Origin of the sequence: Enterococcus sp. DIV1283b (assembly GCF_051710965.1) — a bacterium.
Lineage (GTDB): Bacteria > Bacillota > Bacilli > Lactobacillales > Enterococcaceae > Enterococcus_B > Enterococcus_B lactis.
Map to the genome: position 1 here is coordinate 2,373,832 of NZ_JBIOLR010000001.1, position 15,102 is coordinate 2,388,933.

The window sequence follows — 15,102 nt, forward strand, 5'->3', positions numbered from 1 at the left end:
AAGAGGTATCTAGAAATGATCTGGAGTTGAATAATAGTTTATAAAATATTTGTATTTTTAATTATTTAAAGAAATAAGCAATCAAAAAGGAGGTCCTATGTTTTTCAATATTGTGTTTACCCAGAAAGAACGCCGCAAGTTAGCAATTTTTCATCTATTGGAGGAGCAACATGAATTAACTATCAAAAAGATCAGTAAAAAACTTGATCTATCTTCTACTATCGTAAAAAATATATTGAATGAAATGGAGAATGAATTTGATGCCTTTTGCTTTTCTGGATTCAAATTATTGTCAAAAAACAAGATCAACCAGAATCTGCCAACTGATTTAAACTATGATTATTATTATTCATATCTTATCCAGCATAGCCTCCCTTATCGCGCGATCAAATCTTCTCTTTTCTATCCAGAGAAAAATCTGGTGGAATTCTGCCAAGAAAATTTCATTAGTCGTGCTTCTGCTATGCGGCATCTGCAGTCATTAGCCGATTATGTACAGGAATACGATGTCATTTTTAATCGCAGCCAATTATCTTTCAAAGGAGACGAACGCTTGATTCGCTTGATATTATTCAATATTCTTTGGGCAGCTTCTCGCGGAAATGAAGATTATGCTTTTTACGTCTCAAAATCTGAGTTATTAAAAAAATTGGCTGAACTTACTAAGCATACATCTTTAAATTGGAGTTTCGTAGGAAAAAAAGAAGTTTGTCTTTTTGCTGGGATTACCACTCAGCGGATTGCACAAGGTCACTATGTAGAGGATGACCCTCGCTATAGCGAAGCAGTTTTTAGTAATGATCATCGAATAAAATGCCTTTTTGGTGAACATTTTTCTATTCCCACCTCTCATCAAGACAGTGAATTTCGTTTTGCACAATTTATGGTGTTTTATGCACCGACCTTTCAATATGAGAATCCTACTCTTAATGAAGCTTTAGACATATTCGACAAAAAAGGACAGCTGCTTTCTTCATTATTGAAAGAACTTGACAATTATTGGCAAACTGAGATTTTTCCTGATGACCGTGTTTTTCAACACAATCAAATTGTTCACCTCCATTTATTTAATATTCTTTTTTGTTATTATCTTTTTCCAAAGCGTGTACCGACACTTTTCTTTCTAATGAATTATTTTCATAAAAAGAAGTCATCAAGTTATTACTATTTAAAAGAGCATTTTACCTTCTTCTTGAACAAGATGGGGCGGCGACATAATTATCAATGGCTTTCTATTTGCTGTAATGATTTAGCTGAAATATTTGCATGGCTGACTTTGCAATGTTGCGAGGACAATGAAAATTCAACTAAGTTACAAGTTTCTTTAGTGATGGAAACAAATTATTTTTTTACCCAAGATATCAAGAATTTTTTAAAAGACTTGTCCTTTATCGAACTGAAGGAATTATCCTATGAAGAAATACAACCCATTGATTTTCTGATCGTCTCTTCTGTACATCTTATGCCCAAAGAAACGGATACAAGTTATTATGTAGTGAATTTTTTGGAAGGAAAGACAGATTATGTCAAGTTGTACCTTGAATTGAAAAAAGCTCATGAAAATAAGAAGTTTCACTTGCTTTTAAAAAGACCTGAAAGAAAAAAGCTGCCGTCAATTAAACCACAACTGTTCGTATAATTGGACACCAAAAAAAGGGCTGCGACAAAAGTCTGTCACAGTCCCTTTTTCCGAATAAACGGTGTTCTCCTGCCAACTCCTCGGTCACAAGTCACAATATCCATAAAACATAAGAAGCTGTCTTTTGAAATTGTTTCTTGTGACTCGGAGCTGAACGGCAGGCTTACTACCTCTTTCTTAAACGGTGTTCAAAAGCTTGCATCTGCGGTAATAAGCCCAACCAAACAAAAAATATGACGAACTATTTTTGTTTGGCTGTTCTTATTACTTGATGCAGAACAGCTTTTTCACAACCTCTTTTTTACTGTATACATCATAAGTATGGAGCGGTTTAGCATAAAGATGATTAGCGATTAGGACATCAATCGATCGGATTCTTTTGTTCGACAACTACAATATCTTTATTTGGACGTTTGAATTGTATTCCGGCACGTTCCAGCTCCTGTTTCACTCCTACATGGACTTTGACATCTTCCCGTGTCATTTTTAAAACGTGATGAATCGCATAGTCGATTTCTTGCCTTGTGATTTTTTTCTTCGTATTGATCATCACAACTTGCTTTTTGTCATATGTGTCCACTAGCAGCAACTGTGTCCGATCTAACGAAAATAATTTGTAATAATTAATGGCCGTATTCCCAAAAAAGAATTCTACTACTTTAGGATAAAATGTCTTAATATTTAAATTACTATTCACAGGTGTTTCGATTAGCTTCATCTCATTCCTCTTTTCTATATAGTCGATTTAGATTCAATCCCATATATATTCCCCGTTGTTCCCAACATTAAGGAATCGGTTACAATTGAACCTTTAAAAACAAAAGGATTTACCTTTTATCACTTAATAGTATAACATAATTTCATGAGAAAAAAATACACTTTTTTCTTGACCATCTCGTTACGTAAAGGATTATGCTTACATTTGTCAGGAGGAAAAATAATGGAATACACGATAAAGAAAATGTCAGAGATATCGGGAGTCAGTCCGAGAACCTTGCGCTTTTATGATGAGATTGGACTGCTAAAGCCAGCTAGGATCAATTCCTCAGGCTATCGGATTTATGGCAAAAAAGAAGTCGATCGTCTGCAACATATCTTATTTTATCGAACGTTGGCATTCAAGTTGGAGGATATTCAAGAAATCTTAGATAATCCGCATTTTGACCACCAGAAAGCTTTAATCGAACATCAGCAGATGCTTCTAGAAAAACGGGCACAAATCGACATCCTCTTGGCAACTGTCCAACAAACACTTGATAGATACGAAGGAGGAAGAAAAATGAGTGATAAAGAAAAATTTGAAGGGTTCAAACAACAAAAATTGAAAGAAAATGAAGAAACTTATGGACAAGAGATTCGACAAAAATACGGGGAAGAAAAGGTTACAGCGTCCAACGAAAAATGGATGAATATGGATAAAGAAACGTATGAAGAGATGCAAACTGTTGAAAAGCAGATGTTAGCTGACCTCACTCTTTATTTACAAGCTCCTGCAGATGAAAACTTAGCAGATCGCATCTTTCAAACTCATAAGAAGTGGTTATCTTACAGCTGGTCTGAATATCAGCCAGAAGCGCATAAAGGATTAGGGATGATGTACGAAGCCGATGAACGATTCACTGCATATTATGACGAACGAAGTGGTCAAGGTGCAGCAAAAGCATTAAATGAAATCATCCAAAAAAAGTTAATGTAAATAGGTATTTATTTCTTATATCAGAAAACTAGAGATGCGGTTAAGAATTTTTATTATAATCATAAGGCAACTAACAGGAGTTGTTTACATAAAATGCTCCTGCTAGTTGCCATATATTTACTAGCGCTAAACTCACATTATATACTCTTGTTCGATTATTGAACAAATTTGTTTCGATGCCGTGCCATTCCCATAAGGATTTTTCTTATTTCTAAATGTATCATAATAATTACTATCTATAATAAGTTTGGTTACTTTATTATAAATACCTTCTGGATCCGTTCCTACAAGTATCAAAGTACCAGCCTCTATGCCCTCTGGTCGTTCTGTGGTGTCTCTTAACACTAATACTGGTTTTCCTAGTGAAGGTGCTTCTTCTTGTATTCCTCCAGAATCTGTTAGAATCATCTTAGCTTTTTTTAAATAGTGATGAAATTCCAATACATCTAAAGGCTCGATTAAATAGATATTATCAATATTATCTAAATGTTTATACACAACTTCTTTTACCAATGGATTTAAATGGACAGGAAATACAATGGAATATTCATTGTGATTTTTAGCAATTTTTTTTAATGCAATACAAATGTTTTCTAAAGATTCACCTAAATTCTCTCTTCTATGAGCAGTCACAACAATAAGCTTATCATCTTCAATTGTATTAAGAAAAGCATCTGAACTATGGGTTTTCGAAATATTATACACCAATGTATCAATAGAAGTATTTCCCGTTACATAAACATTTTTTACTATTCCTTCTGCTTTTAAATTTTCTTTCGCCATTTCTGTAGGAGCAAAATGGTAGTCAACAAGTCTACTGATTAATTGTCGATTTATTTCTTCTGGAAACGGACTATATTTATCATAGGTCCGTAATCCCGCTTCTACATGACCAACCTTTATTTTATAAAAGAATGCTGAAAAAGCAGCTATCAGAGCTGTTGTAGTATCTCCATGTACTAAAACTAAATCGGGTCTTTCTTTTAAATATAATTCATCAAATTTCTCCATTAATCGTCTGGTCAAATCTGTTAAGGATTGTTTTTGCTCCATAATATCAAAGTTTACGTAAGGAACTATATGATATCTATCTAACACTTGGTCTAACATTTCTTTATGCTGCCCAGAAACAATGATTTTCGTGTCAAAATGTTTACTTTTTTGTAATTCGTGAAAGACTGGTATCATCTTTATAGCTTCAGGTCTGGTTCCGAAAACGACAAATATCTTTTTCATCAATAATTTCTCCTATCTTAAAATAAAATAAAAAACAGTCATTGTAATAACAAATATTAAATATATAAGGTTATACGGTATTTCTTTATTCTTTTTCTGTGATTTTCGCATTTATTCATTACTCCTTTTCAAAAGTCGCATTATGGACTGTCTTTTTCCAATTATTTTGTGGAAAATACCAAGTACAGAATCCATACAGTTGAGCTAATAAATAAGTTAAAGAATTCCAAATAAACCCTATAATCAGACGAATATATAAAATCACTTTAGAAAATATCGTTTTTTTCTGTTTAAAATAAAGCGCTCCTTCTTGTGTAATATAGACTAAGGGAATCAAAATAAAATTGATGAATTCAATATCTAACCAGTAAATAGCCAAAGAAAATAGATTCGGTAAATAGTGAAATAACCTGAAATCAATCAAACTAAAAAATATAATTAAACAATAAATGATTGGTCTGATCATCGAGTAAGAATAAAACAAAGTTTCTAAGCGATTCATAAACTGCACTAAATTTTTTGATGAAAAAATTGCGCGTATTTGTTTGCTAGTAGTGGTAAATCCTACGAACCAATGCCCCTGAGCCCAACGTGTTCTTTGATGATGACTGGCACTGAATGAATTAGGTTTTTCGTCGTATACTTTAGCAAAATGATTCCAAGTACTTCTTTTCCCCTGATTGGAAAGCTCAACTTGTAACTCAAAATCTTCTGTATAACTTCTAGGGTTCCATCCATGTTCAACTATATAATTTGTACTCAAAATAAATCCGGTTCCTCCAATAGCAGCATTCCATCCTAATAATTTTTTCCCATATTGCACAGCTCTATTTGTAATAAAATATACGGCTGCATATCCTGAAGCTGTAACAGATGTAGCAATATTTTTACTTCCTAAATATCCTTGAACTGCTGTTAAATATGGTTTACTGATTACTTGACTATTCATTTCTTTTAAATAATCTGGATGAACGATATTATCCGCATCAATGAAACTAATATAGTCATATTCTTTCCATCCAGTAGTTGTTAAAAAAAATTTAGCAATGGCATGTGGTTTCCCTCTTGGTTCGTCTGGTTCAGAAGTATTTTCAAAACATTCCACTTGCGGAAATTTCTTCCCAATCGCACTCGTATTATCTGTACAGTTATCCGCTAGCAGCACGATGTCGTACAAATTTTTATCGTAGTTTTGATTGGTTAAATTAGCTAGTGTTTCATAGATAACATTTTCTTCATTATGCGCTGGGATCAAAAATAAAAATTTCTTTTCTGGACATACATCATCGTAGTCTTTTTTAGGTTTGAATAAAGCAATTAAGCTTAGACTTGTATAGAATATTAAATTCGCAAATAATAAGACTAAAAGTATGAATATAATGACTTTTAGAATGAAAAATATTTGCACAGGTGTATGAAACATACAATTTTCTCCTCCTATAATTAAAATACGAAACTTCTGAAAAAATATAAACTGGGAGAGAATTGAGATTCTCTCCCAGTAACTCATTGCTATGAGAGGTCTTGCGAGGCAAGAATTTCCCCTGATGAATCTTTTACATTCACTGTATAAATATATTGACCCATAGAGACTCCCGGAGTAGTTGTTGTATATTCCATAGGTACAATTGCTTGGAAGGTCGTTGCTAGGTCAACATCGATCGATTCGTCCCAATTTGTAGAGACTGTTGGAAGATTTTCTTTTCTATAAACTTCCTCTCCTGATTGATTAGTAATTACTAATTCTTTTGTAAGATCTTTGATATTTTGATTATTGTCTAATTGGACATATCCGTCTAACACATATTGCATTGAATCATTGAAGTAAGAATTTACTTGTTTAATAGCGGTCCCCACTGATTGTTTGGATACTCTAATTTTAGGAATATTTCCTTCTAAAATAGGTTTGATAAAGTTTCCCTTCTCTATATCTCCTTCTAAATCTTCATAATCATCATGATACAAAGATGTTCCTAGACCGACTTTATTCGTAAGTTGAACAGCATCATAAGGTATATCTTTGGCAGTTACTTGAATTTGGAAAGAATAGATCCCTTCTGAGAGTCTAGCTAAAGTATTAATATCAATAATAAACTGAAATCCATTATAAACATCAGGTGTGTACCAATTTGTTGGTGTTGCAGGTACGTTGGCTACAATTCTACCCGAAGCATCCACTATATTAATTGTTTCTAACAAATTACTTGATTGGCTCATATCCCAATCTAAGTTATTCAATTGCCCTTCATAAACCATACCGTAATCTTGCCAGTACGTCCGTTTAAACCAGTTTGTCGTTGTCGCTTTTTTATGTTCTTTTACATGAACCTTCACAGTCTTCGTTTGTCCATCTTTTGCTTTCACAATGACATCGTAATCTCCAGCTGTATTCATATCTACACGTGATTTATCGATTGTCACTTCAATCTCATTTCCAGCCTTATCTGTTGCCGAAGCGTTAAATGCTTCGTCTGAAGGAATCTCATCTCCTACGTAAGCCGTGACATCTTGAGCAGTGATATTTTGTTGGTTTGCTAATACATGAACTTTTACAGTCTTCGTTTGTTCATCTTTCGCTTTCACAATAACATCGTAATCTCCAGCTGTATTCATATCTACACGTGATTTATCGATTGTCACTTCAATCTCATTTCCAGCCTTATCTGTTGCCGAAGCGTTAAATGCTTCGTCTGAAGGAATCTCATCTCCTACGTAAGCCGTGACATCTTGAGCAGTGATATTTTGTTGGTTTTCTTTGACTATGACTTCATCAGATACACTTGATTGTTTATCTTTGCAATTAGGTTGATGCCCAATCACTATTGCTGTAACTTGTTGTTTTGCTTGTAATGGTTTATTCAACTGGACATTTATTGTTTTTTCATTTTCTATTCGTTCTACTGTCGTCGCTACCTTGTCATCAATTAATATTTCTACAGAGTACGTACGATTATAATTAGTGTCTTCTTTTGGAATATCAACTGAAATTTTTTCATCTCCAACAAACAATCCATCCCTAACCATCGGCGCTTTTATAGTCCATCCATCATAATCTGAGTCATCTTTTACTATTTCCTGTACTTCTGAAGATTGTTTAACTGGATTTCCTTCTTGATGACCTTCAATAATTGATTTAATCACATCACCATGTTTAAAAGGTATAATACTACCATCATCGTCAATATTTGATATTGAATACATGCTACCCAAAGTTGTAATCTGTCTCGAATCAATTAATCGTTCATTCACATAAGTTTTTAAAACATAAGAACGATTTAAGTATGGATCTTGATCAGGGGTTTGGATTGATACATTGGCTTCTCCAACTTTAGCTTCTGTCAATTGAGGAGCATTTACAACCCATGAATCAAACGGATGATCACTATTCCCCACAACAATCTTATCTACTACTTCACTATTTTTATCTTCTTTGTCAGGTTCATGTCCTACAATATATGCTGATACTTTGTGTCCTTTGACTAATGATAATTTAGTAAATGATACACCAAGTTCACTTTGTTGCCCGTCATAATACCCTTTAACAGTTTGATCATCTGCTGTTACCACATATTCATAGGTACGATTTTTTTCAAGGTTTTGTTTTGGTAAATCAATCGTAACTGAAGTATCACCTTCTTCTGGCTGAACAATTCTTGGGGAATTGACATTCCATTTATCATAAGGTATTCCTTCTCCTATTGTTTTTTCAGTCCACACAGAATAATTTTTTATTCCCGTTGGATTGACATGACCTACACGTGCCTCTAAGACATCCCCTTCTTTTAGATTCAGTTTAGCCCCATCAAAAGTCCAACTTCCATTTCCATCTAAAGAAATATTATTTGTTATTAATTCTCCGTTTACAGCAAGTTCGACAAAGTAATTGCTGTAAACGGTATTTTCTGATTGCTTCGCATTGCCTGAAATTTTATATTGTTCATCATAATTTAGAGAGGTTGGTTGAATATCACCTTCGACCCAATCCCAATCTTGTTCAGGATAATAGTTAAAATACGTGGAGGCAGGTGCTCCACCGATAGTGATACTCCAATCCTTAAGCCCCGTTTGACATTGGAATTCATATTGATGTTCTTGCTTAACTAATTTATCTGGATAATCTTTGTGAAATTTATTCATATCAAAGGTAATATGCCAATCAACATGTGTTTCGAAACCTAAATCTAAATCATATTTTTTTGTTCTTAATGTTAATCTATGACTATTTGCATCATATTTAATCCATTGATAATTTTCGTTTTTAGTTCCTCTTTCAATCAATTGTTGAATGTCTTGAACACCGTCATACCAATCACTGTAAGGAAATTCAACCTCCCCAACCAAATAGTCTTTCCAATTCGGCACGCTAAATAGCTGTTCTGCGATATATGGATCTACCGTCAATTCACTATCAAATATGGCGCCTATTCCTCCACCAACTAATCTAGTTGTTTCAATATCCATACTCAAATTTTCATATTGATCTACGCTAGTGGCTACAAATTTCGTTTCAAAACCCGTAGACAGACTAGCCTTGACTGAATTTGATTCTAGTTGTGTTTTGTTTGTAACTAACATTGCACTACTATCTGTTTGTTTAGCATTTATTGCAGCACTCGGTGCAACCTCACTATCTCGTACTGTTGCATCAATATTTTTAACTGTACTAAAAATACTTGTAGAAACTAACAAACCACTTAATGCTGTCATGATAAACAACTTCTTACTCCTCTTTTTCAACTTCATTGTCCCTCCATTAAATTACCAAGTTATTCTATTCAATACTTTATTTATAATAATTCCAATTATTGATATTTACATCTCTTTTGATGACGTATTTTTCACGTTTCGTGTATTTTTATAATCATCTATTTTTCAACACAATTGTTTTTCCTTCTATTGCTACAAACAACATTTATTTTTATAAAAAAAAGCAGAAGTTATAATAAACTTCTGCTCCTAACTGTTTATTTTCAATTTAACGTAAATTAAGCATTTGCTTTCGTATATTTTTGTTGTTGAATATTTTCTCAAGATGAAATAATTTTTACCATTACTCTAAACGTGCCTTTACTTCTATCGATAATAAAATTAAAATTAGGGTATCTGTCGGCTATTTTAGCCAGATAGCTAAGTCCTAATCCATTATGCCCAGATTTGGTTGTGATACCTTTTTTTAATATTTTTTCTAAAGAAAAATCATTATTTTCACTATAGATGTTTTCAATTTCAACAAGTAATTCTTTATTATTTTGTATAAATTTTATTGTAATAGCTGGTTGAATTACTTCCTGACTACTTTCAATGGCATTATCAATTAGTATTGACAATATACGAACAAAGTCTAACAGATTTATTCCAATCTCCTTGATTTCACCGATTACACATAATTGAATATCTATTTTTTTATTTATACTGTCTTGTATTTTTGTAAATAGAATACTTTTAACAGGCAAAATGTAGATGTGTTTTAGATCTTTCAGAACATTATCTTCAATTATACTATCCGAGTAAGAAGTTATTTCTTCAAGTAGATGAAATGCTTCATCCGTTTTATTCGATTTTAAAGAAATAGTTAACGTTAGTAGTAGATTTTTATAATCATGCCTGAATTCTTTCATATCGTCTAGTTTCTCAATTTCTTGACTATATGCTATATTTAACTGATTTATTTCATGAAAATATCGTGTTATTTGGGTTATTGAGTAGATCCCACCTATAAACATAAGGAACAATAACAATAAAATGACATTATAAAACCAATAAATCATATGATTCAAATTTGTTTGTATTGCCTGCAATAGGGCAACTGAACTAAAAATAACACAGAATATTGCTATAATCACTCGTAATGGATTGGAAAGTTTATTAAGTAAAAAATAGATTTGAAAATGCGCATCTAATCTATACAATACATATAGAAAAGCTAAAAAAAATATAATGTCTAAAATACTTCCCCAAAAAAGAATATTCGTTGATATAATATAACTATTATATATGTAAAGTACATCGAAAGAAAATATCATACTTATTTGGATTAACATATAATTTAACATTACCGTTAAAATAGTATAAGAACCACTACGACTACCATAATAAATAAATAGAAAACTACTTATATACGTAAGAGGAATTAAACTATTCATAGTGCCGCCATGGTTACTTAAGTTCATAGAGCGTAGAACAACTAATAAAAAAGTTACCAAGCTATTCAACAATTTATTATTAAAAGAACAGGTTTTACGTAATATAACCCAATTAAAAAGTAAGTGTTCAATTAAAGCAATATATAAAATGAACGCTATTGAAAATTGCAAAACGGTCATCCTTTCTTTATGAAATACATGTCCATATTTTTATTATTCCTCAAAATCATAATAATAGATATCAAATAGCTAAGTTTCTACTCATCAAACCATCTACTATAAACCTATAAGCATCCCCTATATTTATACTAGATCCATATCACTTTATGACTGCATATATTTCTCTTATTTTTTAATAAAAGACACTTTAGTATATAATTGCTTTTTTCTTTACACAATACTAAAATGATGATTACTCAATAAAAATTAATTTACTTGATATACGAAAAGTTTTATACTCATAATAATTTTTGGAGGAGTAGATGATGACTAATATCTACCTTATAGAAGATAACCTAGCACACTTAACCTATATAAAAAAAACGGTTGAGAAGCATAAGCAAAAAAATGGTATTTCTTACCATATCCATGAGGTAATCGATATTGTTAATTTTAATAAAAAAATAGTTCGTACGACCATTCTAGATAGTGATGTTTTCTTTATTGATATAAAGTTAAGTCAATATTTTAATGGAGTTGATTTAGCTGAAAAGATTAGGTTAAATAATTCAAAATGTTTGATTATCTTTATAACTAGTGAAGAAAATAGGACATTGGAAGTAATTAATAAAAATATTTCTCCATTCGGTTATATCATAAAATCTGCTAGCAATATTGATTCGATTGATACACAATTAGTTAAGATATTAGATAAAATCCGTCTCATACAAACTGAAAAAAATGATATTCTTCGTTTTAAAAGTCTCAATGATGACTTATTAATTTCTTTATCTGAAATTAATTATCTTACCACTATCAAGGGAAATAGATTTCATACCTATCTCCAAACAGTTGAAGGAGAACATATTATTAATCATTCTTTTGCCAATGTTAAAAAAATGCCTTTTCCAGACTATTTTATAGTTTCACTTAAATCTTATATTATCAATACACACCAACTAAAAAGTCTCAATAGAAAATCTGGTGAAATAACTTTTAAAAATGATTATAAACTCTATTTAAGCCCTTTATTAGTCTCTAAATTAACCAAATTAGTTGATTTCTCAATTTTCATTTAAATTGTTTTCGCATTATAAATAGTTAGTGATAATTAGACCTATGAAATAATATTCTATAATTCCAACGAGTTATTTTTACTAAAAAACTATTTTAGCAAAAAATATTTTCTCTGTGATTTAAAATAAATAAGGATTACATGTCATATTCAACAAGAATACAACATGTAATCCTTATTTGTTCTTGAAATCACTTGATTTTTACCTATAAATCCCCCTGTCAGCGCTGAATAAACGTATAAGGTATTTTCACTTTATCCTTTTTTTCTGTAAGAAACAATTGAAAAGCCATTTCTCCGCAAGCTTCCAGATGGTGATCGATCGTTGGAAAGCCAAGAAGCTCGCTGATCAGCAAATTATCGCGTCCAATCACCACTGGTGTCTTATCTTGCAGATAGCTTTGCAAGATGCCTGCTGCGACCATATCCGAATTTGTAAAGACCCCATCAACTCTATGGTCTTTAAAAAAGATACCTGCTTGTTTTCCTTTCTCTGCATCTATGCAATCCCAAAAAACAAGTGACTCATCAAAAAACGGAAAAAGTCGACGACATAGTTGCAAAGTGATCTTTGAATTATAACTCAGCCTGCCACTTCGCCCCAATGTGATGCCCAATCGTTTTACCCCTTGCTGCTTCAAATAAGAAAGACCTTCTGTAATCGATTGTTCTCGATCAATAAAGACGCAACTTGCCTGTTTTTCCTTGATTTCTTCACAAAAAACTAGAGGACCATATTTTTGATAATCTAGCAAATCTTCTAGTGTATTGGCACGAGATGTGATGATCAATCCATCGAACGCTTTAGCTGCAAATTCTTCAAGATAGCTTCGCTCTTTTTCTTTCTGATAACCCGTCGGTAAAAGCGTCACTTTGTAATCATAGTCAAACGCCTCTTCAATGATTCCACTGATCAGCTGATCAAAGTACGGATGGTTGGTATAAGGCAAGATTACTCCGATACTTTTCGTTTTTCCATAACTCAACTGTCTGGCTTTTGCATTAGGGATATAATCGACTTCTTTCATGACCGCAAGTATTTCTTTCCTTTTTTCCTCATCTACATATGGATGTCCATTGATTACACGTGAAATAGTAGAAACTGAATAACCTGTGAGCTTTGCGATATCTCGAATATTTGCCACTGCTGCTTCGCCACCTATACAAAAAGATTTTCTTGTAAATAGTCTACCACAGCTGGACCGCATTCAAAAAACTGATACATTTTTCCATCATGAGAAAAACTGATCCGCTGTCCACCCCAATATATATCTTTTGTCAACGTTTCGATTTCATTCATCGGTATTTCTTTTACTATATTCTTATTCAGCCCTTGAAAACTGTACAACGTTAATATGGACCCCTTAAACTCGACAAACGCATAAAAATATTTGTTCGTTGTGCCATCTGTTATCTCTACATAGGTATTCATTGCAAGCCCTCCTTTTGATACTTTGAGTATAGTGTATGAAACGCGTCTCATATCAAGGAGTTTGTTTTGCAATAGAAACGTTCTATTCCTCTGGTTCACCTAAATTTGGATCTAAGCGGTTTGCTGCTAAAATAAATGGCGCCCAGATCAAAGCAGCTACTATTAAATTAACGATTGTTAAAACGATGGCTCGCCAATCTCCCGCAGTAGCTAAAAATCCACTGATGATCGTTGGCATGACCAAAATCACATTTACTACAACTGGACGAACAAGCCCAGCCATCGTGGCAAAATAGGCGATCGTTGCAGTCGCAAGAGGTGCCAAGATGAACGGAATCATCAACAGCGGATTCAACACAACAGGAAGACCAAACATCACTGGTTCATTGATATTGAAGATTCCTGGTGCAATCCCCAACTTTCCTACCGTTTTATAATCTGCCCGTTTAGATAAAAATAAAATCATAACTATCAACACCAGCGTGACTCCAGCTCCTCCCGGCCAGACAAAAGCTTCAAAAGAACCTGCCACCCATTTGAAAGGGATGGGCTCATTATTTTGAAAGGCATTCGTGTTTTCGACCATCGCGGTACCATATAAGGTCTGCAAAACAGGTGACATGATATTTGTGCCGTGAAGACCAAAAAACCAAAGAACATGCACAAGAAGAACAATGATAAAGACCGCTCCATAACCTTGTGATAAGTTCATCAAAGGAGATTGGATGGCTTCAGAAATCCAGTCAATCAGCGGCTCGCCAGCTGTTTGTCTAAAGATATAATTAATCACACCAACGACGTATAAAGAAACTAATGCAGGAATAATCGCCGCAAAAGCTCTTGCTACAGCAGGTGGCACAGAATCCGGCATCCGTATGATGATCTTTTTCTTGATCAGAATCGCAAAAATAATGACAGAAATAAATCCAAAGATCATAGCAGTGAATAAACCAGACCCACCCATATATTTACCAAAATTAAAATAGCCCCATGCGCCTACTGATAACGTTTGTCCTCCGTCTGGCGTTCCAGCAATCACACCACCTGCAGAAGTAATCAAATCTGCTGCGTCTTGCGAAAGCTTCTCGGGCAATGTCAACACCGCTGTTGCTGCATCGGGTAAGCCAATAATAAAAGCAACCAGAGAAACAATACTTCCTGAGACAGGATCGACCTCATAGGCTTTCGCTAGATTCGCTCCTAGTGATAAGGCAAAGACCACTGCCATAATAGCTAAAGTACCATTCCAGATCAATCCATTTACGCCAATGACTGGGGTAAAAAATGTCGTGATTGCATTCCCTTCACCTAGATACGTATTCGGAAAATCCCGCATAAATGCGTTCAGTAAAACAGCAATTGCTCCTGCCATCGTAGCTGGCATCGTACCAATAAAAGCATCCCTCAATGCAACCAAGTGTTTCTCCGACCCGATTTTCGTTGCAACTGGCAAAATATACTTCTCCATCCAACTCATTAATCCATTCATTTTTTCTCCTCCTGTTTTTATTGTTACCGAAGCTCCGTTTTGAATACGCATACATTATAATGATATTATAAATATAGCATAGTTATTCCTATCTGGCTATCTGTTTTTAGCAGATAAAATAAATAACTATGCGAATTCAAAAAACATGCATAATCCTTTATAAATAGTATAGTTTCCAACTACTCGCAAAAGCAAATGATACCATTTAAATTACACTTATTATGAATAAGTAT

At 33.3% G+C, this 15,102-nt stretch carries 11 protein-coding genes; 3 read left to right on the forward strand and 8 right to left on the reverse strand.

The window, feature by feature from the left end; genetic code table 11:
* The first annotated feature begins 97 nt into the window (after positions 1-97).
* Positions 98-1,639 carry a helix-turn-helix domain-containing protein gene (locus IGJ53_RS11635; RefSeq protein ID WP_259742167.1) on the forward strand — a complete coding sequence of 514 codons (1,542 nt, stop codon included), beginning with the start codon at positions 98-100 and terminating at the stop codon, positions 1,637-1,639.
* 361 nt (positions 1,640-2,000) lie between these two features.
* On the opposite strand, the gene IGJ53_RS11640 is transcribed toward IGJ53_RS11635, so the two are convergent.
* Positions 2,001-2,357, reverse strand: coding sequence for a DUF1827 family protein (locus IGJ53_RS11640; protein WP_086311487.1), 357 nt, complete (start codon positions 2,355-2,357; stop codon positions 2,001-2,003).
* A gap of 222 nt (positions 2,358-2,579) precedes the next feature.
* On the opposite strand from IGJ53_RS11640, the gene IGJ53_RS11645 reads away from it, so the two are divergent.
* Entirely contained in the window at positions 2,580-3,335 is a 756-nt protein-coding gene (locus IGJ53_RS11645; protein ID WP_259742168.1) for a MerR family transcriptional regulator, read from the forward strand.
* A 132-nt stretch (positions 3,336-3,467) separates the two neighbouring features.
* On the opposite strand, the gene wecB is transcribed toward IGJ53_RS11645, so the two are convergent.
* The 4 genes from wecB to IGJ53_RS11665 all read right to left on the reverse strand — a co-directional run bounded on the left by wecB (position 3,468) and on the right by IGJ53_RS11665 (position 10,714).
* Positions 3,468-4,571 carry a non-hydrolyzing UDP-N-acetylglucosamine 2-epimerase gene (gene wecB / locus IGJ53_RS11650; protein ID WP_010732922.1) on the reverse strand — a complete coding sequence of 368 codons (1,104 nt, stop codon included), beginning with the start codon at positions 4,569-4,571 and terminating at the stop codon, positions 3,468-3,470.
* A gap of 118 nt (positions 4,572-4,689) precedes the next feature.
* Positions 4,690-5,994 (reverse strand): glycosyltransferase family 2 protein, encoded by a 1,305-nt coding sequence (locus IGJ53_RS11655; protein WP_010732920.1) that lies wholly within the window; start codon positions 5,992-5,994, stop codon positions 4,690-4,692.
* An 89-nt stretch (positions 5,995-6,083) separates the two neighbouring features.
* Positions 6,084-9,314, reverse strand: a complete 3,231-nt coding sequence (locus IGJ53_RS11660) for a hypothetical protein (RefSeq protein WP_438750267.1) — start codon at positions 9,312-9,314, stop codon at positions 6,084-6,086.
* Positions 9,315-9,598: 284 nt separating this feature from the next.
* A complete protein-coding gene (locus tag IGJ53_RS11665; protein ID WP_259742205.1) occupies positions 9,599-10,714 on the reverse strand; it encodes a sensor histidine kinase in 1,116 nt (371 codons plus the stop codon).
* A 485-nt stretch (positions 10,715-11,199) separates the two neighbouring features.
* On the opposite strand from IGJ53_RS11665, the gene IGJ53_RS11670 reads away from it, so the two are divergent.
* Entirely contained in the window at positions 11,200-11,952 is a 753-nt protein-coding gene (locus IGJ53_RS11670; RefSeq protein ID WP_042957061.1) for a LytR/AlgR family response regulator transcription factor, read from the forward strand.
* A 217-nt stretch (positions 11,953-12,169) separates the two neighbouring features.
* On the opposite strand, the gene IGJ53_RS11675 is transcribed toward IGJ53_RS11670, so the two are convergent.
* The 3 genes from IGJ53_RS11675 to IGJ53_RS11685 form a co-directional block, all read right to left on the reverse strand.
* Complete coding sequence (locus tag IGJ53_RS11675; RefSeq protein ID WP_002293627.1) at positions 12,170-13,093, reverse strand: LacI family DNA-binding transcriptional regulator; 924 nt, start codon at positions 13,091-13,093, stop codon at positions 12,170-12,172.
* 14 nt (positions 13,094-13,107) lie between these two features.
* Positions 13,108-13,380 carry a hypothetical protein gene (locus IGJ53_RS11680; RefSeq protein ID WP_002310043.1) on the reverse strand — a complete coding sequence of 91 codons (273 nt, stop codon included), beginning with the start codon at positions 13,378-13,380 and terminating at the stop codon, positions 13,108-13,110.
* A gap of 82 nt (positions 13,381-13,462) precedes the next feature.
* Positions 13,463-14,869: a PTS sugar transporter subunit IIC gene (locus IGJ53_RS11685; protein ID WP_438750271.1), complete on the reverse strand. Its 1,407-nt coding sequence runs from the start codon at positions 14,867-14,869 to the stop codon at positions 13,463-13,465.
* Positions 14,870-15,102: the final 233 nt, after the last annotated feature.

What these genes read in the sequence shown, in the direction of transcription:
- IGJ53_RS11670 (WP_042957061.1), top strand. Translation starts at nt 11,200, where the DNA reads ATGACTAATATCTACCTTATAGAAGATAACCTAGCACACTTAACCTAT.
- IGJ53_RS11635 (WP_259742167.1), top strand. Translation starts at nt 98, where the DNA reads ATGTTTTTCAATATTGTGTTTACCCAGAAAGAACGCCGCAAGTTAGCA.
- wecB (WP_010732922.1), bottom strand. Translation starts at nt 4,571, where the DNA reads ATGAAAAAGATATTTGTCGTTTTCGGAACCAGACCTGAAGCTATAAAG.
- IGJ53_RS11680 (WP_002310043.1), bottom strand. Translation starts at nt 13,380, where the DNA reads ATGAATACCTATGTAGAGATAACAGATGGCACAACGAACAAATATTTT.
- IGJ53_RS11660 (WP_438750267.1), bottom strand. Translation starts at nt 9,314, where the DNA reads ATGAAGTTGAAAAAGAGGAGTAAGAAGTTGTTTATCATGACAGCATTA.
- IGJ53_RS11640 (WP_086311487.1), bottom strand. Translation starts at nt 2,357, where the DNA reads ATGAAGCTAATCGAAACACCTGTGAATAGTAATTTAAATATTAAGACA.
- IGJ53_RS11645 (WP_259742168.1), top strand. Translation starts at nt 2,580, where the DNA reads ATGGAATACACGATAAAGAAAATGTCAGAGATATCGGGAGTCAGTCCG.
- IGJ53_RS11665 (WP_259742205.1), bottom strand. Translation starts at nt 10,714, where the DNA reads ATGAATAGTTTAATTCCTCTTACGTATATAAGTAGTTTTCTATTTATT.
- IGJ53_RS11655 (WP_010732920.1), bottom strand. Translation starts at nt 5,994, where the DNA reads ATGTTTCATACACCTGTGCAAATATTTTTCATTCTAAAAGTCATTATA.
- IGJ53_RS11685 (WP_438750271.1), bottom strand. Translation starts at nt 14,869, where the DNA reads ATGAATGGATTAATGAGTTGGATGGAGAAGTATATTTTGCCAGTTGCA.